General features: G+C 72.2%; 18 protein-coding genes. 11 read left to right on the top strand and 7 right to left on the bottom strand.

What is annotated here, in order from left to right:
• Positions 1-4: 4 nt before the first annotated feature.
• The 4 genes from BMZ82_RS13655 to BMZ82_RS13640 all read left to right on the top strand — a co-directional run bounded on the left by BMZ82_RS13655 (position 5) and on the right by BMZ82_RS13640 (position 4,490).
• Positions 5-1,864, top strand: a complete 1,860-nt coding sequence (locus tag BMZ82_RS13655) for an acetyl/propionyl/methylcrotonyl-CoA carboxylase subunit alpha (protein ID WP_093775288.1) — start codon at positions 5-7, stop codon at positions 1,862-1,864.
• An 80-nt stretch (positions 1,865-1,944) separates the two neighbouring features.
• Entirely contained in the window at positions 1,945-3,072 is a 1,128-nt protein-coding gene (locus tag BMZ82_RS13650; protein WP_093775286.1) for an acyl-CoA dehydrogenase family protein, read from the top strand.
• Positions 3,073-3,138: 66 nt separating this feature from the next.
• Positions 3,139-3,882, top strand: a complete 744-nt coding sequence (locus tag BMZ82_RS13645) for an enoyl-CoA hydratase family protein (protein ID WP_177244482.1) — start codon at positions 3,139-3,141, stop codon at positions 3,880-3,882.
• A complete protein-coding gene (locus BMZ82_RS13640; RefSeq protein WP_093775284.1) occupies positions 3,870-4,490 on the top strand; it encodes a TetR/AcrR family transcriptional regulator in 621 nt (206 codons plus the stop codon). The genes BMZ82_RS13645 and BMZ82_RS13640 overlap by 13 nt, the downstream gene beginning before the upstream one ends.
• A gap of 27 nt (positions 4,491-4,517) precedes the next feature.
• On the opposite strand, the gene pdxH is transcribed toward BMZ82_RS13640, so the two are convergent.
• A complete protein-coding gene (pdxH, locus tag BMZ82_RS13635) occupies positions 4,518-5,198 on the bottom strand; it encodes a pyridoxamine 5'-phosphate oxidase (protein ID WP_093775282.1) in 681 nt (226 codons plus the stop codon).
• Between the two features lie 347 nt (positions 5,199-5,545).
• Between pdxH and BMZ82_RS13630 the strand changes: the two genes are divergently transcribed.
• Positions 5,546-6,646 carry a citrate synthase 2 gene (locus BMZ82_RS13630; RefSeq protein ID WP_093775280.1) on the top strand — a complete coding sequence of 367 codons (1,101 nt, stop codon included), beginning with the start codon at positions 5,546-5,548 and terminating at the stop codon, positions 6,644-6,646.
• 34 nt (positions 6,647-6,680) lie between these two features.
• Here BMZ82_RS13630 and BMZ82_RS13625 read toward each other — a convergent pair whose 3' ends face one another.
• Positions 6,681-7,697 (bottom strand): isopenicillin N synthase family dioxygenase, encoded by a 1,017-nt coding sequence (locus tag BMZ82_RS13625; RefSeq protein ID WP_093775278.1) that lies wholly within the window; start codon positions 7,695-7,697, stop codon positions 6,681-6,683.
• 630 nt (positions 7,698-8,327) lie between these two features.
• Between BMZ82_RS13625 and BMZ82_RS13620 the strand changes: the two genes are divergently transcribed.
• Together BMZ82_RS13620 and BMZ82_RS13615 are read left to right on the top strand one after the other, a co-directional pair.
• Positions 8,328-8,822, top strand: a complete 495-nt coding sequence (locus tag BMZ82_RS13620) for a GNAT family N-acetyltransferase (protein WP_093775460.1) — start codon at positions 8,328-8,330, stop codon at positions 8,820-8,822.
• Positions 8,823-8,920: 98 nt separating this feature from the next.
• On the top strand, positions 8,921-10,375 hold the full coding sequence (locus BMZ82_RS13615; protein ID WP_093775276.1) for a PAS domain-containing protein: 1,455 nt from the start codon (positions 8,921-8,923) through the stop codon (positions 10,373-10,375).
• Between the two features lie 22 nt (positions 10,376-10,397).
• On the opposite strand, the gene BMZ82_RS13610 is transcribed toward BMZ82_RS13615, so the two are convergent.
• Entirely contained in the window at positions 10,398-11,153 is a 756-nt protein-coding gene (locus BMZ82_RS13610; protein WP_093775274.1) for an SIS domain-containing protein, read from the bottom strand.
• A gap of 278 nt (positions 11,154-11,431) precedes the next feature.
• Between BMZ82_RS13610 and BMZ82_RS13605 the strand changes: the two genes are divergently transcribed.
• Together BMZ82_RS13605 and BMZ82_RS13600 are read left to right on the top strand one after the other, a co-directional pair.
• Positions 11,432-12,124 (top strand): iron-dependent transcriptional repressor DtxR, encoded by a 693-nt coding sequence (locus tag BMZ82_RS13605; RefSeq protein WP_093775272.1) that lies wholly within the window; start codon positions 11,432-11,434, stop codon positions 12,122-12,124.
• Between the two features lie 479 nt (positions 12,125-12,603).
• Positions 12,604-13,605 carry an alpha/beta fold hydrolase gene (locus BMZ82_RS13600; RefSeq protein ID WP_093775270.1) on the top strand — a complete coding sequence of 334 codons (1,002 nt, stop codon included), beginning with the start codon at positions 12,604-12,606 and terminating at the stop codon, positions 13,603-13,605.
• A 51-nt stretch (positions 13,606-13,656) separates the two neighbouring features.
• Here the strand turns inward: BMZ82_RS13600 and BMZ82_RS13595 are convergent, their stop codons facing one another.
• From BMZ82_RS13595 to BMZ82_RS13585, 3 genes are all read right to left on the bottom strand, one after another.
• Positions 13,657-15,255: a transporter gene (locus tag BMZ82_RS13595; RefSeq protein WP_093775268.1), complete on the bottom strand. Its 1,599-nt coding sequence runs from the start codon at positions 15,253-15,255 to the stop codon at positions 13,657-13,659.
• Complete coding sequence (locus BMZ82_RS13590) at positions 15,252-16,022, bottom strand: ABC transporter ATP-binding protein (protein ID WP_093775266.1); 771 nt, start codon at positions 16,020-16,022, stop codon at positions 15,252-15,254. Before BMZ82_RS13590 ends, BMZ82_RS13595 begins: the two co-directional genes overlap by 4 nt.
• 115 nt (positions 16,023-16,137) lie before the next feature.
• A complete protein-coding gene (locus BMZ82_RS13585) occupies positions 16,138-16,800 on the bottom strand; it encodes a bifunctional DNA primase/polymerase (RefSeq protein ID WP_093775264.1) in 663 nt (220 codons plus the stop codon).
• 416 nt (positions 16,801-17,216) lie between these two features.
• Between BMZ82_RS13585 and BMZ82_RS13580 the strand changes: the two genes are divergently transcribed.
• Both BMZ82_RS13580 and BMZ82_RS13575 read left to right on the top strand, forming a co-directional pair.
• A complete protein-coding gene (locus tag BMZ82_RS13580; protein ID WP_093775262.1) occupies positions 17,217-18,602 on the top strand; it encodes an NsdA family TPR-like regulatory protein in 1,386 nt (461 codons plus the stop codon).
• A gap of 216 nt (positions 18,603-18,818) precedes the next feature.
• Positions 18,819-20,636: a hypothetical protein gene (locus tag BMZ82_RS13575; protein ID WP_093775260.1), complete on the top strand. Its 1,818-nt coding sequence runs from the start codon at positions 18,819-18,821 to the stop codon at positions 20,634-20,636.
• A gap of 21 nt (positions 20,637-20,657) precedes the next feature.
• Here BMZ82_RS13575 and BMZ82_RS13570 read toward each other — a convergent pair whose 3' ends face one another.
• Entirely contained in the window at positions 20,658-21,992 is a 1,335-nt protein-coding gene (locus tag BMZ82_RS13570) for an ABC transporter substrate-binding protein (protein WP_093775458.1), read from the bottom strand.
• Positions 21,993-22,074 lie beyond the last annotated feature (82 nt).

Raw genomic sequence — 22,074 nt, 5'->3', positions numbered from 1 at the left:
GGTCATGATTACGTCAGTTCTGGTGGCGAACCGCGGCGAGATCGCCTGCCGCGTCTTCCGCACCTGCGGTGAGTTGGGAATCCGGACGGTCGCCGTGCACTCGGACGCCGACGAGAACGCCCTCCACGCGCGCGTGGCCGACACGGCCGTACGACTGCCGGGCGCGGCCCCCGCCGACACCTACCTGCGCGCCGACCTCGTCGTGAGGGCGGCCGTCGCCGCGCGCGCGGACGCCGTCCACCCCGGCTACGGCTTCCTGTCCGAGAACGCCGACTTCGCGCGCGCCGTCCTGGCCGCGGGCCTGGTCTGGATCGGCCCGCCGCCCGCCGCGATCGAGGCCATGGCGTCCAAGACGCGCGCGAAGGAGCTGATGGGCCTGACGCCCCTGTCCGCGCGGGACGTGACGGAATCCGACCTTCCGGTGCTGGTGAAGGCGGCGGCGGGCGGCGGCGGCCGAGGCATGCGCGTCGTACGCCGCCTGGCAGAGCTGGACGCCGCCCTGGAGAGCGCCCGCGCCGAGGCCATGAGCGCCTTCGGCGACGGCGAGGTGTTCGTCGAGCCGTACATCGACGACGGCCGCCACGTCGAGGTGCAGATCCTCGCCGACACGCACGGCACGGTGTGGGCACTGGGCACCCGCGACTGCTCCCTCCAGCGGCGGCACCAGAAGGTGATCGAGGAGGCCCCGGCCCCCGGCCTCTCCGAGCCGCTGGAGGAGGAACTGACGGCGCTCGCCGTACGCGCCGCGCGGGCCGTGGACTACGTCGGCGCGGGCACGGTCGAGTTCCTCGTCGCCGGCGGCCGGGCGCACTTCCTGGAGATGAACACCCGCCTCCAGGTCGAACACCCCGTCACGGAGGCGGTCTTCGGCCTCGACCTGGTGGCGGAGCAGATCCGCGTCGCGGAGGGCGCGAGGCTGTCCCCCGCACCGCCACGCGCGCGTGGCCACGCCGTCGAGGCCCGCCTCTACGCCGAGGACCCGGCGCACGACTGGACCCCGCAGACCGGCACCCTGCACCGCCTGACCGTCCCGGCGGGCGTCCGCCTGGACACCGGGTACGAGGGCGGCGACGAGATCGGCGTCCACTACGACCCGATGCTCGCCAAGGTCGTCGCCCACGCCCCCACGCGCGCGGAGGCGCTGCGCAAGCTGGCGGGAGCCCTGGAGCGGGCCACGGTCCACGGCCCGACCACCAACCGAGACCTCCTGGTCCGCTCCCTGCGGCACGAGCAGTTCACGTCGGCCCGCATGACCACGGCCTTCTATGACCGCCACCTGCCCGAACTGACCACCTCGCCCCCCGACCCGTACGCCCCGCTGGCCGCCGCACTGGCCCAGGCAGGCACGGCTTCCCGCTTCGGCGGCTGGCGCAACCTGCCGTCCCAGCCGCAGACGAAGCGGTACGGGGTGGGGACAGGGGGAGCGGAGACCGCGACCGAGGTCAGCTACACGCACGGACGCACCGGCCTGACGGCCGACGGCGTCCACGTCGTGCACGCCGACCCCGCCCTCGTCGTCCTGGAGATATCCGGCGTACGACACCGCTTCGACATCTCCCGCTACGGCGACCAGGTCCACGTCAACAACACCACCCTCACCGCCCTGCCCCGCTTCCCCACCCCACAGCCCCACCACGCCCCCGGCTCCCTCCTGGCCCCGATGCCCGGCACAGTCGTCAAGCTCGCACCCGGCCTCATCACCGGATCGAGTGTCGGAAAGGGCGAACCGCTCGTGTGGCTGGAAGCGATGAAGATGCAACACGTCATTTCAGCGCCGACGGCAGGGACGGTGACACACCTGGCAGTGGAGCCGGGACAACAGGTACAGGTCAACGCATTGCTGGCGGTGGTGCAAGAAACCTAGGGGCGCGGGGCTGTATCGATATGCGGCTCCGCCGCGTGAGCGCGCCCAGCCACAGCGAACCCGCAGCCAAAGGAGCGACCATGACCCCCCAAATCGAACCCGACGAGCACAAAGCACTCCGAGAAGCGGTCAACTCCTTCGCCAAGACCCACCCGCACGACTCCCAGACCCTCTGGCAAGAAGCCGCCAACCTCGGCTACATCGCGGCCAACCTGCCAGAGGCATACGGCGGAGGAGGCGCCGGCATCACAGAACTCTCCCTGATCCTCGAAGAGCTGTGCGCCGCAGGCACCCCCCTCCTCATGATGATCGTCTCCCCGGCGATCTGCGGCACGGTCATCGCCCGCTTCGGCACGGAAAGCCAGAAGCAGGAGTGGCTCCCCGCCCTGGCCACCGGCACCCGCCTCATGGCCTTCGGCATCACCGAGCCCGACGCCGGCTCCAACAGCCACCGCATCACCACCACGGCCCGCAAGGACGGCGGCGACTGGCTCCTCACCGGCCGCAAGGTCTTCGTCTCCGGCGTGGACATCGCGGCCGCCACCCTGATCGTCGGCCGCACGGCAGACGCCCGCACCGGCCGTCTCAAGCCCTCCCTCTTCATCGTCCCGCGCGACACCCCCGGCTTCACCCACCGCAAGATCGACATGGAACTGCACGGCGCGGAGAAGCAGTTCGAGCTGATCCTGGACGACGTGAGGCTCCCGGCGGAGGCGCTCGTCGGCGACGAGGACGCCGGTCTGCTCCAGCTCTTCGCCGGCCTGAACCCCGAGCGGATCATGACGGCCGCGTTCGCGATCGGCATGGGCCGGCACGCCCTGGCGAAAGCGGTCGCGTACGCGCGCGAACGCACCGTCTGGAACACCCCGATAGGCGCCCACCAGGCCATCGCACACCCCCTCGCCCAGGCCCACATCGAACTCGAACTGGCCCGCCTGATGATGCAGAAGGCGGCCCACCTGTACGACGCGGGGGACGACACGGGCGCGGGCGAGGCCGCCAACATGGCGAAGTACGCGGCGGCGGAGGCCTGTGTGCGGGCGGTCGACCAGGCGGTGCAGACCCTCGGGGGCAACGGCCTCACGAGCGAGTTCGGGATCGCCCGGCTGATCACGGCCTCGCGGGTGGCCCGAATAGCCCCCGTCAGCAGGGAGATGATCCTCAACTACGTCTCCCACCAGACCCTGGGCCTGCCCAAGTCGTACTGAACCACCCTCGGACGAAGCCATGTTGGACGAAACCGTGATGGAGGAAACCGTCTTGGAGGAACCGTCGTGGAGGACCTGATCGGCCGTACCCGCGTCCGGGGCGTCGAGACCCTCAGCCTCGATACGCCCGCCACCCGCAACGCCCTCTCGCACGCCCTCGTCGCCGAACTGACCGACGCGCTCGACCGGTGCGACAAGGACGACGACGTACGTGCCGTCGTCCTCACCCACACCGGCACCACCTTCAGCGCGGGCGCCGACCTGAAGGACCCGTCGTCCCCCAGGGCGGTGACCGGGCTGCTCCGGCGGATCCTGGAGCTGCGCAAGCCCGTGGTGGCCCGGGTCGCCGGGCATGCGCGGGCGGGCGGTCTGGGGGTGCTCGGCGCGTGCGACATCGCGGTCGCGTCCGAGGCGGCGACCTTCGCGTTCACGGAGGTGCGCGTCGGCGTCGCGCCCGCCGTCATCTCGCTGCCGCTGCTGCCCCGCGTCGACCCGCGCGCCCTCACCCGCTACTGCCTCACCGGTGAGACCTTCGACGCCGCCGAAGCCGCCCGTATCGGCCTCGTCACCCACGCCGCCGGCGACACCGACCTGGACGAGGCCCTCGCCCCCGTCCTCGACGGCCTGCGGCGGGCCTCGCCCAGAGCCCTGGCCAGGACGAAGGAGCTGCTCACGGCTAAAGTGCTGGAGGCCTTCGCCGAGGACGCGGACGCGATGACCAGCCTCTCGGCCTCGCTGTTCGCAAGCCCCGACGCCCGCGAGGGAATGACGGCCTTCCTCGAACGACGGGATCCCCCATGGGTGTTGTGACCCCGCCCGAACACACCCCGGTCGGCGACCGCGCCCCCAAGCAGGACCGCAGCCGGGCCACCCGGCAGCGGCTGCTGGAGGCCGCCGTCGCCTGCCTCGCCGAACACGGCTGGGCGGGCTCCACGGTCTCCGCCGTCGCCGAACGCGCGGGCGTCTCCCGGGGCGCGGCCCAGCACCACTTCCCCACCCGCGAGGACCTGTTCACCGCAGCCGTCGAGTACGTCGCCGAGGAACGCTCCGGCGCGTTGCGCGCACTGTTCCCCCAGGGCGCGACCGGCGACCGCCGCGCGGTCGTCACCGCCCTCGTCGGCCTCTACACCGGCCCCCTCTTCCGCGCCGCCCTGCACCTGTGGGTGGCCGCCTCCAACGAGGACCAACTACGCCCGCGCGTCACGGAGTTGGAGGCCCGCGTGGGCCGCGACGCGCACCGCACGGCCGTGGCGCTGCTGGGCGCGGACGAGTCAGGACCCGGCGTCCGCGAAACCGTCCAGGGCCTGCTGGACATGGCCCGCGGCCTCGGCCTCGCCACCCTCCTCACCGACGACGCGGCGCGCCGCGAACGGGTGGTGGCGCAGTGGGCCGTACTGCTGGAGGAGGCGCTCAGGTGAGGACCGCGGCCCCTGGAAGCTGTCCCGTCACGGGCTCAGCCGCTCCACCCGCCAGCTTCCGTCCGCCTCCGCCACGTACCGCAGCCGGTCGTGCAGCCGGTTCAGGCGGCCCTGCCAGAACTCCACCGACTCCGGCGCCACCCGGAAACCGCCCCAGTGCGGCGGCACCGGCACCTGCTCACCCTCCGGATAGCGGGCCGCCAGCTCGGCGTACGAGGCGTCGAGGTCGGCCCGGGAGGCGACCACCGAGGACTGGGCGCTGGCCCACGCGCCGAGCTGGGAGCCGTGCGGCCGGGTCCGGAAGTACGCGACGGTCTCGTCCCGCCCGGTGCGCCGGGCCACGCCCCGCACGATGACCTGCCGGGCCATCGGATGCCACGGGAACAGCAGCGAGACGTACGGGTTCTCGGCGAGATCGCGGGCCTTGCGGGAGCCGTAGTTGGTGAAGAAGACGAAGCCCCGCTCGTCGAACTGCTTCAGCAGCACCGTACGGGAGCTGGGCCGCCCCTCGGCGTCCGCGGTGGCGACGACCATGGCGTTCGGCTCGAAGAGGTGGGCCTCGACGGCCGCGTCCTTGAACCAGCGGGCGAACTGCTCCACGGGCGTCGCGGCCAGCTCGGCCTCGTCGAGACCCTCGGCCCGGTACTGCTTGCGCATGGCGGCGGGATCGGGGACGGGGCCGGGAGAGACGGCGTCTGCGTCGGTCACGAGGTCATCCTGCCGTACGGGCCCAGCCCGCACTCATCCGCACTCCTCCGTACTTCTCCGCACTCCTTCGCTCCACCGCGGGTGGCACTGAGTGCCGCAGACCCTCCCCAAAGGTGACACTCGGGGATATGGTGCAGAGGTGTAGAAGCCGTCCCGGTGGGCCGCCCGTCGCACGGGGCATCACTGGGACGACCGCCGAGGACCGCGAGTCCCCCAGGACCGCGGAACCACAGGCGCCCATCGGTCTCACCCGTCTCACCCGTCACGCACCTGTTGCCCCACTCATCCCATCGCACCCATCCTGTCGCACACGTCATCCTGTCGTACACATCACGAGGAGCCGCCTGATGTCCGACTTCGTACCCGGACTCGAAGGAGTCGTCGCGTTCGAGACGGAGATCGCCGAACCGGACAAGGAGGGTGGCGCCCTGCGGTACCGGGGCGTCGACATCGAGGACCTGGTCGGCCATGTCTCCTTCGGCAACGTCTGGGGCCTGCTCGTCGACGGCGCCTTCAACCCCGGCCTGCCGCCCGCCGAACCGTTCCCCATCCCCGTCCACTCCGGCGACATCCGCGTCGACGTGCAGTCCGCGCTCGCCATGCTCGCGCCCGTCTGGGGCCTCAAGCCCCTCCTCGACATCGACGCCGAGCAGGCCCGCGCGGACCTCGCCCGCGCCGCCGTCATGGCCCTCTCCTACGTCGCCCAGTCCGCGCGCGGCCAGGGCCGGCCGATGGTCCCGCAGCGGGAGATCGACAAGGCCCAGTCCGTCGTCGAGCGGTTCATGATCCGCTGGCGCGGCGAGCCGGACCCCAAGCACGTGGCGGCGGTCGACGCCTACTGGACGTCGGCGGCCGAACACGGCATGAACGCGTCCACCTTCACGGCGCGCGTCATCGCGTCCACCGGCGCCGATGTCGCAGCGGCGCTCTCCGGAGCCGTAGGGGCCATGTCGGGCCCGCTGCACGGCGGCGCGCCCTCCCGCGTCCTCGGCATGATCGAGGAGATCGAGCGGACCGGCGACGCCGACGCCTACGTCAAGAAGGCCCTCGACCAGGGCGAGCGCCTGATGGGCTTCGGCCACCGCGTCTACCGCGCCGAGGACCCACGCGCGCGCGTGCTGCGCCGCACCGCCCGTGAGCTGGGCGCGCCCCGCTTCGAGATCGCCGAAGCCCTGGAGAAGGCGGCCCTCGCCGAACTCCACGCCCGCCGCCCGGACCGGGTTCTGGCGACGAACGTCGAGTTCTGGGCGGCGATCGTCCTGGACTTCGCGGAGGTCCCGGCGCACATGTTCACGTCGATGTTCACCTGCGCGCGCACGGCCGGCTGGTCGGCGCACATCCTGGAACAGAAGCGCACCGGCCGCCTGGTCCGCCCGTCGGCCCGCTACATCGGCCCCGCCTCCCGCAACCCCCAGGAGATCGAGGGCTACGGCGGCATCGCGAACTAGCCGACGTACGAGCCGACGTACATGACATGCGGTGTCACGCGGGGCTGAGCAGCTCCGCGTGATGCCGCCGGGCCACCAGCGGGTGGGCGCGCAGCTTGCCCTTCAGCTCGTTGAAGCCGTAGTCGGCGAAGAGCGGGTTGGCCGGGTCGTCGGTCACGCCGGGGGCGGTGGAGGCGTGCGGGAAGGGCAGCGGCTCGACGCGGGCGTCCAGCCGGGGGTTGTAGAAGAAGGGCACGGAGAACCGCTCGACGGCACTCGGCGGCGACACGACCCGGTGGTTGGTGGCGAGGAGATACCCGTTGGTCGCCACCTCCAGCAGCTCACCGAGGTTGACGACGAACGCCCCGTCCAGCGGCGGCACATCGTGGAACAGCCCGTCCTCCCGCTGCACCTGGAGCCCGCCGACCCGGTCCTGGAGCAGCAGCGTCAGGAACCCGTAGTCCTTGTGAGCGCCCACCCCCTGACCGGTCCCGTCGCCCGCGCTCCCCGGATACCGCACGAGCTTGAGCTGCGGATGCGCCCGCTCCCCGAACACCGCGTCGTAGAAGTCGACGGGCGCCCCGATCGCGGCCAGCAGCTCGTGCAGCAGCTTCTCGGCGACGGCGCTGAGCCGCTCGATCCACGCGAGCGCGGCGCTGCGCAGCTCGGGAAGGCCGGCGGGCCACTGGTTGGGCCCCTCCAGCCACCAGTACGCGGGCTCGCCCGGCCCCGGCACCCGCGCGACCCGCTCCGCCCCTATGTCGAGCTGGTCCCGCCAGTCCTGCCGGCCGCCGGTCCGCTCGTCGCCGGTGCGCGTGTAGCCCCGGAAGTGCGGCGAGTTCACGTTGTCGATCGCGAGCCGCTGCTCCTCGGGCAGCGCGAAGAACCGCCGCATGGCGGAGAGCAGCGCATCCGTCTCCCGCGCGCTCACCCCGTGCCCGACGAGCTGGAAGAACCCCACGTCATGCGCGGCACTGTGCAACTGCGCGTGCAACAGCGCCCGCGCCTGGGGCCCGCCGTCGACGGCGGAGAGATCGATGATCGGCAGTTGGCGGTACGACGGGTTCGTCATGGTGCGTCCGTGGGTGTACGGGGCCCGAGGCCGGCGTCGGGTGGGACGGCGCACGGGTGCCAGGTGAGCGGGGGAGAGAGGAAAGCGCGAACACCGGCGGTGATGGACCGCGCGGGAGGCTGGACGGGGCTCAGACGGAGCGTCGACAGCCCATGCTCGTGACGCGGACGAAGTCCACATGGCGGCGTCGAACAAGCAAAAGCATGCGCTCAGAGTACTGCGTGACGAAAGATCCGTACGTGGCGAAGATCACGCACCGCAAGGTTTCCCGAGGCGGCCATGGGAAACGCAGACGACCCGCGAGTCTGGTCCTCCCTGAGGAGGGGCCGGCCGGACGTACCGGCGACTCGCGGGTCGGGTGACTGCGTTGGATTGGCCGGCTGCGTACATCTCGTGCACGCGGGTCCGGCACCGCACTGAGTGGGCGACGGGCCACTAGCCCGCAGCCACCTCCGACGTCCGGTGTCCATACATGTTCCGAACCACCTCCTTTCCTCGTACGCCCACTCTAAAAACCCCCTCCCCGATCCCTCAAGTGTTTTTCCGGGAAGTTCCGCGAGGCGGGGCGCGGGGGCGCGGGGGGCGCGCAAACGCGTTGACGCGCGGGTGCGCACGCGCTTCGCTGCCGGGGTGACTGATCTTCGACTCCGCACCGAGCCCGTCGCGGGCGACACTGCCCTGGAGCAGTGGCGGTACGTCCACAACGTGATCGTGCCGCCGGCCGCGCTGTCCCTCGACGAGGTGCGGGACCGGGCCCTCCGTTACCGGCTCGAAAACGCTTACGTCGGTGACGTCCTCGTCGGCTGCTCGACCGTGCGGCCGCCGCAGGACGAGGGTGAGGGCGAAGACGGGGACGCGGTGGCGACCGTCATCGCGCGCGTGCTGCCCGCGTACCGGAGGCGCGGCTACGGGGCCGCCCTGTACGACAACGGTCTCGCCCACGCGCGCGTGCTCGGTGCCCGGGCGGTCGAGACGTGTGTGCTGGCCGCCAACGAGGACGGTCTGCGGTTCGCGCGGGCGCGTGGGTTCGTCGAGGTCGAGCGGTATGTCCTGGGCGGTGGGACGGTGGAATGGGTCGATCTGAGGCTTGGCCTGAGGTCGGGGCCCGGGGACGGCAGGACGTAGCGGAACAACGATTCCTCTGCAATCTGCGGGAATCAGGTGTGGGCTGCGTCACGTTCGAGTTGAATGAGGGCAAGTGAGCGAACCTGTAGGGGGTCCAGGTGAGTGCTTCCCGGCGTAGTGGGACCACCGACGAGCTGGGGCCGGACGAGCCCGAGCACCCCGAGCGGTCGGGCGAGGACGGTCCGGAGGGTGTGGCCGGCGTGGACGGCCCGGTGGGGCCGGACGGCACCGATCTGCTCGCCGCGCTGCTCGACGGCATGGACGCGGCCCTGTGCGCCTTCGACGGCGACGGAGTGGTCACCCACTGGAACCGCGAGGCCGAGCGCATCCTCGGCTGGAGCGCGGCCGAGGCCGTCGGCCGGCACGGCTTCGCCGGCTGGGCCGTGCGGGAGGCCGACGCCGAGGAGATCGAGGGGCGGCTGATGGCCGCCATGCACGCGCCGGGCCGCCAGGTGCACGAGTTCGCGCTGCTCACCAAGGACGGCGGCCGGGTGCTCGTCCGCACGCAGTCCGCCGCCGTACGCGGGCCCGACGGCAAGCCCGCCGGCCTGTACTGCGCCTTCAGCGAGGTGCACACCCAGATCGACCTGGAGCGCTCCATCGCGCTCAGCGAGGCCCTCTTCGACGACGCCTCCTGGGGTGTGGTCCTGGTCGACGCCGACCTGCGCCCCGCCGTCGTCAACGCACACGCCGCCCGCGCCCTCGGCACGGGCCGTACGGCCGTCCTGGGGCGTCCGCTGGGGGACTTGCTCACCCGGGGCGTCGAGGAGCTGGAGAACGCGCTGGCGCACGTCCTCGCCGAGGGCGCGCCGCCCGCCCCCGCCGAGCTGTGGGTCGGGGTGCGCACCCCGGAGGGCGAGAAGCGGCGCTGCTGGCGCAGCGGCTTCCTGCGGCTGGCGTCGCCGCTCGCCGAGGAACCCGTGCCGCTCGGCGTCGGCTGGCTCTTCCAGGACGTCACCGAGGCCAAGCAGGGCGAGCAGGAGGCCTCCCTGCTGCGCTTCCGCGCCAACCAACTGCACCGGGCCGCCCGCGCGGCCGTCGAGTGCGAGGACCCGGCCGAGGCCGCCACCGTCCACCTCGACTTCGCGCTCGCCGGTTTCGCCGACCACGCCCTGGTCGACCGGGTGATGGGCGGCACGGCGGCCGATGTGGAAGGGGCCGGTCCGGCCCGGCTGATGCGGGTCGCGGCCACCCCGTCCGGCGGTCCGGGCCCCAGCGCGCTCACCGGCCACGCGGGCCTGCCCGTCCGCTACGGCGACGCGCATCCGGCGCTCCAGTGCGTCGCGCGGGCCGGTTCGGTGCGGGCCGGCTTCGGCTCCGTCGCGGCCGACGAGGCCCGGGAGTGGGCGCGGGCGCGCCAGTGGCCCGAGGACACGGTGTACGCCCTGTGCGCGGTGCTGCGCAGCCGTGGCCGCACCCTGGGCGTCGTGACGTTCCTACGGGGCGCCGGCCGCACCGCCTTCGAACGCTCCGACGCGATCTACGCCGAGGACGTCGCCGTCCGCATCGCGACCGCGCTGGACCTGGCCGACCTGACGGCCACCAGCCGCTAGCCACCAGGCAGTCACCAGGCGCTCAGTGGTGGTAGAAGATCCGGTCGCGGTACTCCTCCATGAGCCGCCCGTTCCAGTCGTGGCCGCCGTCGACGTTGCCGGAGCGCAGCAGCGGGGGCTCGATGCCGCGGTCGGCGAGGGCGCCGGCCGCGGTGGCCATGACCGCCTGGAGGAGGGCGCTGGTGACGACCGTGGAGGCGGGGGCGAAGGGCGCGGGGACGGTGTCGAGGGTGAGCTCGGCGTCGCCGACCGCGATCTTCGAGTCGAGTACGACGTCGCAGTGGTCCTTGAGGAACGTCCCTGAGGAGTGCCGCGACGTCGTCCCTGAGGTGTACGCCACCGAGGTCACGCCGATCACCTTGACGCCCAGGGCGCGGGCGCCGAGGGCCATCTCCACGGGCAGGGCGTTGCGGCCGGAGAGCGAGACGATGACGAGGGCGTCGCCCGCGCGCAGCGGCGAGGCGCCCAGGACGGCGCCGGCGAGACCGTCGACGCGCTCCAGGGCGGAGCCGAGGGTGGCGGGCCTGACGTCGACGCCGACGACACCCGGCACCACGAGCAGGTTCATCAGGGCGAGGCCGCCCGCGCGGTAGACGACGTCCTGGGCGGCGAGCGAGGAGTGACCGGCGCCGAAGGCGAAGAGCCGGCCGCCGTCGGCCACGGTGTCGGCGAGCAGCGCCCCGGCGGCCTCGACGGCCTCGGCCTCCTCGTCGCGGGCCCGCTGCAACAGGGCGATCGCGGCGTCGAAGAACTGCGCGGCGAGCTTGCGGTCGCTCATCCGAGGGGCCCCTTTGCCGTATCGGGTGTCCGTGATCGCGTAATCGGTGTCCGTGATCAGGTGTCGCGGATCACCGTGCGGTCCGGACCAGCACGCTGTCAATACGGCAAGCAGAGGGCAAGCCGAGGGGACTCGCCCCCCTCGATGCAACCGCTGTAACCGCATGGTTCCACCGGCGCGGCACGCTTGTCAGTGGTATCCGGCAGAATTGACTCCAGGGCCAGCGCACGCGCCGGAGAGCCGTCCAGCCTTCGGCAGAGCTAATCAAGGGGCTACAAATGTCCGGACTGATCGACACCACGGAGATGTATCTCCGCACCATCCTCGAGCTGGAAGAGGAAGGTGTGGTCCCCATGCGCGCCCGGATCGCCGAGCGGCTCGACCAGAGCGGTCCGACGGTCAGCCAGACGGTGGCGCGCATGGAGCGCGACGGCCTGGTCTCCGTGGCCAGCGACCGGCACCTGGAGCTCACCGACGAGGGCCGCCGGCTGGCCACGCGCGTGATGCGCAAGCACCGCCTCGCCGAGTGCCTCCTCGTCGACGTGATCGGCCTGGAGTGGGAGCAGGTCCACGCGGAGGCGTGCCGCTGGGAGCACGTGATGAGCGAGGCCGTCGAGCGCCGCGTGCTGGAGCTGCTGCGCCACCCCACCGAGTCGCCGTACGGCAACCCGATCCCGGGCCTGGAGGAGCTGGGCGAGAAGGACGGCGCCGACCCCTTCCTGGACGAGGGCATGGTCTCGCTCGCCGACCTCGACCCCGGCGCCGAGGGCAAGACGGTCGTCGTACGCCGCATCGGCGAGCCGATCCAGACGGACGCGCAGTTGATGTACACGCTGCGCCGCGCGGGCGTGCAGCCCGGTTCGGTGGTGAGCGTGACGGAGTCGGCGGGCGGGGTGCTGGTCGGCAGCGGCGGCGAGGCCGCCGAGCTGGCGTCGGACGTCGCGTCCCACGTGTTCGTCGCCAAGCGCTGAGCAAACGCAGAGCAAACCCTGAGCATTGTTCAACTCCCGGGGCGCAGGGGGTAGTTGTGGCGTCCCGTCGAAGTCGTCGAATCGGAGATTGCCTGCGTCGAATCGCAGCGCTCCGCCGCTTCACGTGCCAGGCTGTCGCGTGAGGCATATGACCTGAGGGGGCGGGATGGTGTGCCGCAGCGCAGCGGAAGGCCCCGGTGCCGTGCGGCACCGGGGCCTGTCCTCCCCTGTTTCGACCCGGAGCCCCGAGCTCTCAAGGTCGTCCCCCTCGGACCGGTTTCCCCGAACGGTCCGCCTCCCGCAGAAGGTCTCCCCTCGGCAGCGGCGATCATTCCTTGAACCAGGTCACTCGAACGAGGGGTGTTGCTCGCGGAGAGTACATATCTCGAATGGGTATTCGATAGCCTGCGTGTGATCCGAAGTCTTTCGAAGTCTGACGGCAGCACAACGGTACGAGGGCCAGGGGGGTGCCAGGAACTGTGGCGCGACGCATCGACGTGACCGGGGCGGGCGGCGTACGTCTGGCGGCCTGGGAGTTCGGGGACCCGCCCAAGGTGATCCCGGCACAGTCCGCACGAGCAGCGGAAGCAGAAGCCGAAGCGGAAGCCGAAGGGGGCGGAGCCGGAGTCGGGGCCAGGGCCGGGGACGGGGAGAACGGGTCGGCGTCCCCGTCGTCGTCCTCGGGTGTCCTGTTACTGCACGGTCTGATGGGCCGGGCCTCGCACTGGGCGTCCACCGCCCGCTGGCTCTCCGAGCGGCACCGTGCGGTCGCCCTCGACCAGCGCGGCCACGGCCAGAGCGAGAAGCCCCCCGAAGCCGCCTTCACCCGCGAGGCCTACGTCGAGGACGCGGAAGCCGCCCTGGAGCAGCTCGGCCTCGCCCCCGCCGTCCTCATCGGCCACGCCATGGGCGCGCTGACGGCGTGGCAGCTCGCCGCCAAGCGTCCCGACCTGGTGCGCGGCCTGATCGTCTGCGACATGCGGGCCTCCGCGCTCGGCGCGGCCTCGCAGCGCGAGTGGGGCGACTGGTTCAAGTCCTGGCCCGTCCCCTTCGCCACCCTCGCCGACGTCCGCAAGTGGTTCGGCGAGGACGACCCCTGGGTGGAGCGCCCGAACCCCTCCCGAGGCGAGTTCTACGCCGAGGTCATGCACGAGTCGCCCGACGGCTGGCGGCCCGTCTTCGAGCCCGAACAGATGCTGAAGTCCCGCGAGACATGGGTCTACGACGCGCACTGGGAGGAACTGACCCAGGTCCAGTGCCCGGCCCTGGTCGTCCGAGGCCTCGACGGCGAACTGGGCCGGGCCGAGGCCCAGGAGATGGTCCGCGTCCTGCCACGCGGCGAGTACGCGGAGGTCGCCGACGCCGGCCACCTCGTCCACTACGACCAGCCGACAGGCTGGCGCACAGCCATCGAACCCTTCCTCGACACCGCCCTGACCCCAGAAACCCCCGGAACTCCCGAAGGCCCCGGGACTCACTGACGTCCCGGACCCCCCGGAGAACCGCAGTCCCCTCCGCCGTCCACCCTCACCTCACCCCTTGCTCACCGCCGTAAGGATCTCCGGCAGGCGCTGGGCCGTGCTGGGTGCCGCGAGGCGTAGGCCCAGTACGGTGATGGCCGTGCCGTACACCGCGCCCACCGGTAGGAGCAGCCAGGTCCAGGAGTCGCCGCCGGCGCTGACGTTCAGCCAGATCGTCAGCGCGATGACGGGGGCGCACAGCAGGGCCGCCGCGACCATCCCGCCGAAGATCGCGATCCAGGCGAGACCGGCCTGCCCGGGGGCGACGTTCTTGTGGCCCTCGGACGGGATCGAGTAGGGGAAGCGGGCCGAGGTCCACGCGCCCGTCGCCAGCATCGCGCCGAGCAGCGCGAGGGACAGCCCCAGCGCCTCGGGCAGCTTCGGCCAGTCGTCGAGCAGCGCCGTCGTCACCACGGTGACCAGCGTCGCGTACGGCAGGGTGATCAGCAGCAGGGCCAGCGCCCGCGCCCGCAGCTCCACGTACGCGTCCCGGGGCGAGGAGATGGTCAGCGCGACCATCCAGAACGCCGACGTGTCCTGCCCGAACTGGTTGTACATCTGGACGCCGAGCATCCCGGCGGCGAAGCACGCGAAGTAGATCGAGCCGGTGCCCTGCACCGCGTTGATGACGGGCACGATCAGCCCGATGGCCAGCGAGGTCACCCAGGCGGCCTTCGTCTTCGGGTCGCGCCAGATGTAGCGCAGGCTGCGGTCCATCACGGTGCCGGTGCGCCCGCCGGGCAGCAGCCGCGCCAGGCCGGTCGGCCCCGCCGGGCTGCGCCGGTCCCGCGCGGCCGGTTCGGCGGCCTGGAGGGTGGAGCCGTCGGGCGAGGTCATCAACCGCGTCAGGCTCCGCGCCCACGCCGCGATCAGCAGCCCCAAACCGGCGGCGCTGACGGCGAGTTGCGCGACGCCGACCCCGTACGCCCCCTTGCTCACCGAGTCGACCGCGCCGACCGCCGAGGCGGGCGGCAGCCAGCGCAGCACGGCCGTCGCCGGATCGAGCTGCCCGAGACCGGACGCCCCGAGCCGCTGCACCCCGAAGTTGACGACCTGCACGCCGACCGCGATCACCAGCCCGCTCAGCACCGCCAGATCACGCCCCTTGCGGCTGCTCAGCAGCCGGATGTTGGCGGCGGCCACGGCCCGCGCGAGCGCCACGCACACCAGCAGCCCGAGCACGACGGCGAGGACGGCCACCGCCCAGGCCGCCGCCCCGTGCGCCACGGACACCACCGACCCCACCAGCAACAGCAGCGTGAACAGCGGCCCGATGCCCACCAGCGAGGCCGCCAGCAGCGCCCGCACCAGCGGCCGGGGCCGCAACGGCAGCATCACCAGCCGGGTCGGGTCCAGGGTCTCGTCGCCGCTGGGGAAGAACAACGGCATCACCGCCCACCCCAGCCCCAGCACCGCCACCAGGAGCACCACCAGCGACACGGCGTGCTCGTGCCCGCGCAACGCGATCAGCCCGAGCAACTGCAACACGGCGAGCGCCAGCGCGACGACGGCGGAAGCGACGAACGCGGCCCGCCGACCGCCCGACTGCTTCAGCCCGTTGCGCAGCAGCGACAGCTTCAGCCGGACGAGGGTGGAGGTCACGCCGCTCATCGGGCGGCCCCGCCGCCGAGCCAGTCGAGGTCGGAACCGGTGTCCCGGCCCTGCGCCCCGACGAGTTCGAGGAACGCCTGCTGCAAGGAGGGCGCGGCCCCTCGCACCTCCGCCAGTGTGCCGTGCGCCCGGATCCGGCCCGCCGCCATCACCGCCACCCAGTCGCACAGCGACTCGACGAGTTCCATGACGTGGGAGGAGAAGACGACCGTCGCCCCGGACGCCGTGTACCGCTCCAGCACCCCTCGGATGATCTGCGCGGACACCGGATCGACGCCCTCGAACGGCTCGTCGAGGAACAGCACTTCGGGGTTGTGGAGCAGCGCGGCGGCGAGCCCGATCTTCTTGCGCATGCCGGTCGAGTAGTCGACGACGAGCTTGTGCTGCGCGCCGGCCAGGTCGAGGACGTCGAGCAGTTGCGTGGCCCGCTTGTCGACCTCGGCACCGGGCAGCCCCCGCAACCGCCCGCTGTAGCCGAGCAGTTCACGCCCCGACAGCCGCTCGAACAGCCGCAGCCCCTCCGGCAGCACCCCGATCCGCGCCTTCACCGCCACGGGATCCCGCCACACGTCGTGCCCGGCGACCTCGACGGTTCCCTGATCGGGCCGCAGCAACCCGGTCACCATCGACAGAGTGGTCGTCTTCCCCGCCCCGTTGGGCCCGACCAGCCCGATGAACTTCCCGGCGGGCAGATCGAGATCAATCCCAGCGACCGCGACCTGCTGCCCAAACCGTTTCCAGAGCCCACGCACACGTAAGGACGTCATGCACAAACCCTACGGCGACGACAAGCGCACCGAAGGGGCGCGGGGAACTGCGCGAGCAACCACGATGTAGCCGCACTCGCCACTCAACACAGATCACGCAGGACAGAAGGCGCCGTTAACGATCCCGACCGCACGCATAAGCAAGCGGCGAGATCAACTCCTCGGCATCCGGCAACCACCGATTGGCGGCAGTCGGCCGGCAGGCCCACTGCACGGCCCCCCGCGACCCGAACCGCGTAGGCGGCGCGGCCACGTACGAACCCTCGCCCAGCGTCACCAGATCGAGTGCCCCCAGCGACCACCCGAGCCTGCGCACCAGGTCCGGCACCTTCGCCGAAGCCCCCGTCAGCACGAAGAACTGCATGCGCCGGTCCGGCGTCAACGTGACGGGACCGAGCGTCAATTGCATGCGCTCCATCCGCGCCAACGCCAGGAACCCGGCCGTCTCCGGCACGGAGATCGCGTCGAACGTACGGCCCGTCGGCAGCAGGATGGAGGCGGTCGGCTGCTTCTGCCACATCCGGCGCGCGACCGTCGCACTGCCGGTGGCCTGCGTCGCCCAGTCGGGGCGCGCAGGGTGCGCACCAGGCGCGTCGCATGTCACGTCGCCACATGAGCAACGCTGCATTCCGTCGACGGTGTCGAGCCAGGTGCCGGGGAACACGTCCCAATGGCGTTCCTCGGCATAGCGAACAGCGGTCTCGAGCAGCGATTCCCCGCGCTGCTTCGGGATTTGAGTGGCGTCGGCGCCCGCGATGGTCTCTTCCACGATGAACACAACTCTAGCTGCCACCAGGGGTTACGCATGCCCATCTGCGCGGGCGAGGAGCATCGATTCGGCGTCCGGGGCGCATGGGTGCATGTGCGGGGGCGCGCGGGAGGAACGGGCGCGGTAGCGGGTAGTCACGGAAGGGGATGGGGGAGGGAGCCGCAGAGGCACCAGGAGCAGGGCGGGCGAGGGCCCGGAGCCGGACGGGGGACGGGCGGGAGCGGGGCGGGCTCCCGTCGGCAACCCGGAAATAATCGGCAATCCTCGGCAATCCTTAGCAAATCTCACATGGCTCGCATTTTCGTCATGTCGGTGGGCATTGATCTGCTCGGCCGGAACTTTTCGCAACTCTTCGGTACGGATTCCTTCGGACTCTTCAGACTCTTCGGACTCTTCGGTACGGAACTCCACAGGGGGTAGTGCCAATGGCCGCAAGGCCGCTAGTCGCGCGGCAGCCCAACGAACGGCTGCAGGCGCTCATCCAGGAGGCGGGGTGCTCGAACGCCGGGCTCGCCCGCCGCGTCAACATGTGCGGCGCGGAGCACGGTCTCGACCTGCGCTACGACAAGACGTCCGTGGCCCGCTGGCTACGCGGACAGCAGCCGCGCGGACGCGCCCCGGCGATCATCGCCGAGGCACTGGGCCGCAAGCTCGGCCGTACGGTCACGATCGACGAGATCGGCATGGCCAACGGCAAGAACCTCGCCTCGGGCGTGGGTCTCCAGTTCTCGCCGACGGTGCTGGGGGCCATCGAGCAGGTCTGCGAGCTGTGGCGCAGCGACGTGGGCCGGCGGGACTTCCTCTCCGGGTCGTCCGTGGCCGCCTCGGCGCTGGTCGAGCCGAGCCGCGACTGGCTGATCTCCTCACCCGACGCCCAGGTGGCGCGCGCGGTGGGACCCCGGGTGGGCCTGTCCGACGTCGCCGCCGTCAAGGCGATGACGCAGGCGCTGGTCGACCTGGACCACCAGTACGGCAGCGGGCATGTGCGCCCGGTCGTCGTGCACTACCTCAACAGTGTGGTCTCGGGCCTGCTGGCCGGCTCCTACCGGGAGGCGGTGGGCCGCGAACTGTTCGCCGCGGTCGCCCGGTTGACGGAACTCGCCGGGTACATGGCCGTCGACACCGGCCAACCGGGCCTCGCCCAGCGCTACTACATCCAGGCGTTGCGGCTCGCCCAGGCGGCCGGCGACCGAGGGTACGGCGGATACGTCCTCGCCGCCTCCATGAGCCACCTCGCGGCCCAGCTCGGAAACCCGCGCGAGATCGCCCAGTTGGCGCGCGCGGCGCAGGAAGGGGCGCGCGGACGAGTGACCCCGCGCGCGGAGGCGATGTTCCTCGCGGCGGAGGCGCGCGGGCACGCGCTGATGGGTGACGTACGCGGGGCGCAGGCGGCGTCCGGGCGGGCGGTGGCGGCGCTGGAGACGGCCGATCCGGCCGCCGGGGACGACCCGGCGTGGATCGCGCACTTCGACGAGGCCTATCTGGCCGACGAGTTGGCGCACTGCCACCGCGACCTGGGCCAGGCCGAGGCGGCGGCGCGCTGCGCCGAACAGTCCCTGGCCGGGCACCCGCAGAGCCGTGCGCGCCGGCGGGCGATCGGGTACGTCCTGCTGGCCACCGCCCAGGTGCAGCAGCGCGAGATCGAGCAGGCCTGCAACACGGGCCTGAAAGCGGTCGAGTTGCTGGAGACGCTCCGCTCGAACCGGGGCGCGGAGTACCTGGAGGATCTTCAGCAGCGACTGGAACCGTTCCGGGACGAGTCGGTGGTGAGGGAGTTCGGGGCGCGCCTGGAGTTGCAGACGGCGGCGTGAACCGGAAGGAGAGGAGAGGAAGGGACGGGGCGCCGATGCGTGGACGCGCGGGCGTACGGCGCTCCGGATCTGTTACCGACGTCACTGCGGGCCTCGCCGACCTCGGCGTCCGCGCTGGGAGGGAGATCACGTTCTGAGCTGCGCGTAGCCCGGGGTTCCGGGGACCCGGTAGCGTGAACCGACGATTCCGAAGGTCCCCCATTCGTAGGAGTCCCGGTGACGCAGAGTGGACAGGGCGAGGAGCCCTCGGCGCAGCCCGCGCGCGAAGGCATCGTGCTGCCCTCGGACGGTGGGGAACCCCTGCTGCCGGGAATGACGACACACACACCCCGCCCGGACCCCCGCCAGGGCCCACCGTCCGGCCCGCCGCCCGGCCCCTTGTCCGGCCACTACGGCGCGCAGCAGTACGGCGCTCCGCAGTACGGCGGCCAGGAGCAGGGGTACGGGCAGCAGCAGTACGGCGAGCAGCAGACGTACGGCACTCAGCAGTACGGGCAGCCGCAGCCGCAGCCGGGGTACGGACAGCAGGCGTCGGCGGGCGGGCAGACCTGGGGCCAGTCCTGGGGGCCCGACCAGCAGACGCCCGCACCGCAGCAGCAGCAGCAGTCGCTGCCGTCGTCGTCCCGAGGCTGGCCGCTCCCCGCCGACCAGGCCCACCAGCCGCAGCCGCAGTACCAGCAGGACCAGCAGCAGCAGTGGAACGGCTCGCAGTCGGCGGCCTGGAACGGCGGTGCCCAGTCGGGCGTGGGCGCGGGCGCGGGTCCGCTGCCGCCGGAGGGCGCACCGGCCCCGGCCGGTCCGACGTACGGCCAGGGCCTGCCGGGCGCACCGCTGCCGCCGGTGGACGAGGGCGCGACACAGTACATACCGCCCGTCCCCGCCGCCGTAGCCGTCGACGAGGGCGCTACCCAGTACCTGCCGCCCGTTCCCGCCGCTGCGTCCGTCGACGAGGGTGCGACGCAGCTTCTGCCGCCGGTCGGGCCGGGCGCGCTGCCGCCCGAGTCCCCGGCCGAGTCGACCCAGTTCCTGGGCCGGACCCCGCGGCACAACGCTTCCGGGCCGGGTCCGATGCCCGTCCCCGGTGCCCAGCCGGGCGGGCACTCCGACGCCGAGGCCACGCAGTACATCCCGCCCGTTCCCGCGCAGCCCGGCGGGGACCGGCAGCCGCCCGCCGAGTTCGAGAACCTGTTCCGCAGCGGGCCGGGCAGCGAGAGCCCGGCCGGATCCACGCAACAGCTACCCCGCTTCGCCGAGCCGCAGACGACCGGAGCCCCGGGATACGCCGGAGCCCCCGGATACGCGGCGCGTTCCCCGCAGCCCGCCTACCCGTCCCCGACCGGTGACCCGGCGGCGGGCGGGCGGCGCGGGGCGCATGAGGACGACGGCGGGCGGGGCGGTCGTAGCGGCTCGCGGGTGCCGTTGTTCGCGGCGGTCGGGGTGGCCCTCGCGGTCGTCGGCGTCGGCGCGGGCGCGCTGCTCTCCGGCGGGGGCGGCGGCGGCCAGAGCGGCGAGAACCGGACCGTCGCCGCGTCGGCGCCCGCTGCCGACGGGTCCGCGTCGGCGTCCGGCGGCGCGGCCGAGCAGCAGGCCACCGAGTTGGACAAGCTGCTGGCCGACAGCGGCAGCAGCCGGGCCAGCGTGATCAGCGCGGTCGCCGACGTGAAGGCCTGCGACAACCTCGCGCAGGCCGCCACCGACCTGCGGGACGCGGCGAAACAGCGCACCGACCTGGTCACCAGGCTGTCCGCGGTGAAGGTCGACCAGCTCCCGGACCACGCGGCGCTGACCACCGCCCTCACCAAGGCGTGGCAGGCGTCCGCGGCCGCCGACGAGCACTACGCGGCCTGGGCCGACCAGGTCGCCGGCAGCAAGAACAAGAGCTGCAAGAAGGGCTCGGCCCGCACCACCTCCGAGACGCAGCAGGGCAACCGCGCCAGCGGCACCGCCAGCGCCCAGAAGACGAAGGCCGCGACGTTGTGGAACGAGATCGCGAAGACGTACGGCCTGACGCAGCGCCAGCCCACCCAGCTCTAGCCCGCCGCGACCGCCCGCAGGTCAGTTCACGTCCGCCTGCTCCAGGGTCTTCGTCACGTCGACGAAGCCCTGCTTGGCGGCGACCAGCCGGCCCTTCTGCACGGCCTGGAGGGTGACGTCGGCGTTGACCAGGCGGGGGAAGCCGATGGACGCGAGCCGGTCGGTGAACTGCCAGCGGAGCGGCGGTGTGAGCCCGCCGGTGTCGATCTTCAGCCCCTTGTCCAGGGCGCCGCGCACGGAGCGCGAGGTCACCTCGCCGCCGGCCAGCGACTCCACGGCCTGCCGGAACGCGTTGTAGGCGATCCAGGTGGTCTGCACCCCGGTGTCGCCGGCGTCGATCCGGGTGTCGGAGAACGCCTGCTCGCTGATGACCTTCTTCATCGGGGCCCACGCGGGGTCGCTCGCCACGGGGTACCAGCCGGTGACGTACGACCCCTCGTACGGCCCGGAGCCGCCGCCCGCCGCGTCGACGACCGTCTGGTCGACGCTGCCGAGGACGGTGGCGGTGTTCACGGCGGGGTAGTCGGTGCGGGCGCGCCGGAAGGAGTCCATGAAGGTGCTGGTGCGGTCCCCGAGCGCGGGCACCACGCACCCCTTGCCGTCCCGGCTCCCCGCGCCTGTTCCGGATTTACTGCCGGTCGAGTTCTCCAGGGCGGCTTCGGACTGCGTCGCGTACTCGGTGGAGTCCTCCGGCGCGCGCTGGTCCTCGGCGGCGTGGTGCCCGCCGGCCTTCAGCCCGGCGTTGAGCATCGTGGGCAGCGCGTCGCCGGCGAGGGTGTCGGGGCGGACGAGGGTGACGGGGCCGCAGGTCGAGGCCAGCTCCTTGCCGAGGCCGGCCAGCAGCGAGGGCTGGCCGCCGTTGACGGGGTAGGACAACGGGCTGGTGAACTCCGCGTTCGTGACGCCGTAACCGCCGATGTAGGCGATGCCGTCGCCCTCCAGGTACGGGAAGAAGGCGTCGGAGTGCTGGCTGTAGGAGCCGACGACGGCGACCGCGTTCTCCTTGACGGCGCGCCGGGCGCACTTCGCTGCGGACACCGTGTCGTTGTGATCGTTGCAGGTCAGGACCTTGAGCTGGCGGCCGTTCAGACCGCCGTGGGCGTTGACCCAGCGGGCGTAGGTGCTGGCGAAGGCGGGCATGCCCGGCTTGTTGGTCGCGGACGTCCCCTCGGGCGCCCACGTCATGACGACGATGGGGTCGTCCCCGGAACCCCCCGAGGTACCGGGGAGGACCCCGCAGCCGACGGCGAGCGACGCGCAGGCGGCCGAGAGCGCGGCCGCTCTGACGGCCCTGGTGAAGCGGAAGGACCTGGGGAGGAAGGTGCTTCGCGGGAACGTGCGTCGCCTGCCGGTCATGGACATGCACGATTCCGTCACATCACCAACCTCGGGGTGACCTACGGTCGACGAGTAGTGACGGCAAGGTGAATTACAGGGG

Origin of the sequence: Streptomyces sp. yr375, assembly GCF_900110755.1 — a bacterium.
Classification (GTDB): Bacteria; Actinomycetota; Actinomycetes; order Streptomycetales; family Streptomycetaceae; genus Streptomyces.
Note: the sequence above shows the minus strand (reverse complement) of the source record. Positions and strands in the feature narration are given on the sequence as shown.

Coding starts and splice junctions, on each gene's coding strand:
- BMZ82_RS13655 (WP_093775288.1), top strand. CDS start 5: ATGATTACGTCAGTTCTGGTGGCGAACCGCGGCGAGATCGCCTGCCGC.
- BMZ82_RS13650 (WP_093775286.1), top strand. CDS start 1,945: ATGACCCCCCAAATCGAACCCGACGAGCACAAAGCACTCCGAGAAGCG.
- BMZ82_RS13640 (WP_093775284.1), top strand. CDS start 3,870: ATGGGTGTTGTGACCCCGCCCGAACACACCCCGGTCGGCGACCGCGCC.
- BMZ82_RS13630 (WP_093775280.1), top strand. CDS start 5,546: ATGTCCGACTTCGTACCCGGACTCGAAGGAGTCGTCGCGTTCGAGACG.
- BMZ82_RS13625 (WP_093775278.1), bottom strand. CDS start 7,697: ATGACGAACCCGTCGTACCGCCAACTGCCGATCATCGATCTCTCCGCC.
- BMZ82_RS13610 (WP_093775274.1), bottom strand. CDS start 11,153: ATGAGCGACCGCAAGCTCGCCGCGCAGTTCTTCGACGCCGCGATCGCC.
- BMZ82_RS13605 (WP_093775272.1), top strand. CDS start 11,432: ATGTCCGGACTGATCGACACCACGGAGATGTATCTCCGCACCATCCTC.
- BMZ82_RS13595 (WP_093775268.1), bottom strand. CDS start 15,255: ATGAGCGGCGTGACCTCCACCCTCGTCCGGCTGAAGCTGTCGCTGCTG.
- BMZ82_RS13590 (WP_093775266.1), bottom strand. CDS start 16,022: ATGACGTCCTTACGTGTGCGTGGGCTCTGGAAACGGTTTGGGCAGCAG.
- BMZ82_RS13580 (WP_093775262.1), top strand. CDS start 17,217: ATGGCCGCAAGGCCGCTAGTCGCGCGGCAGCCCAACGAACGGCTGCAG.
- BMZ82_RS13570 (WP_093775458.1), bottom strand. CDS start 21,992: ATGACCGGCAGGCGACGCACGTTCCCGCGAAGCACCTTCCTCCCCAGG.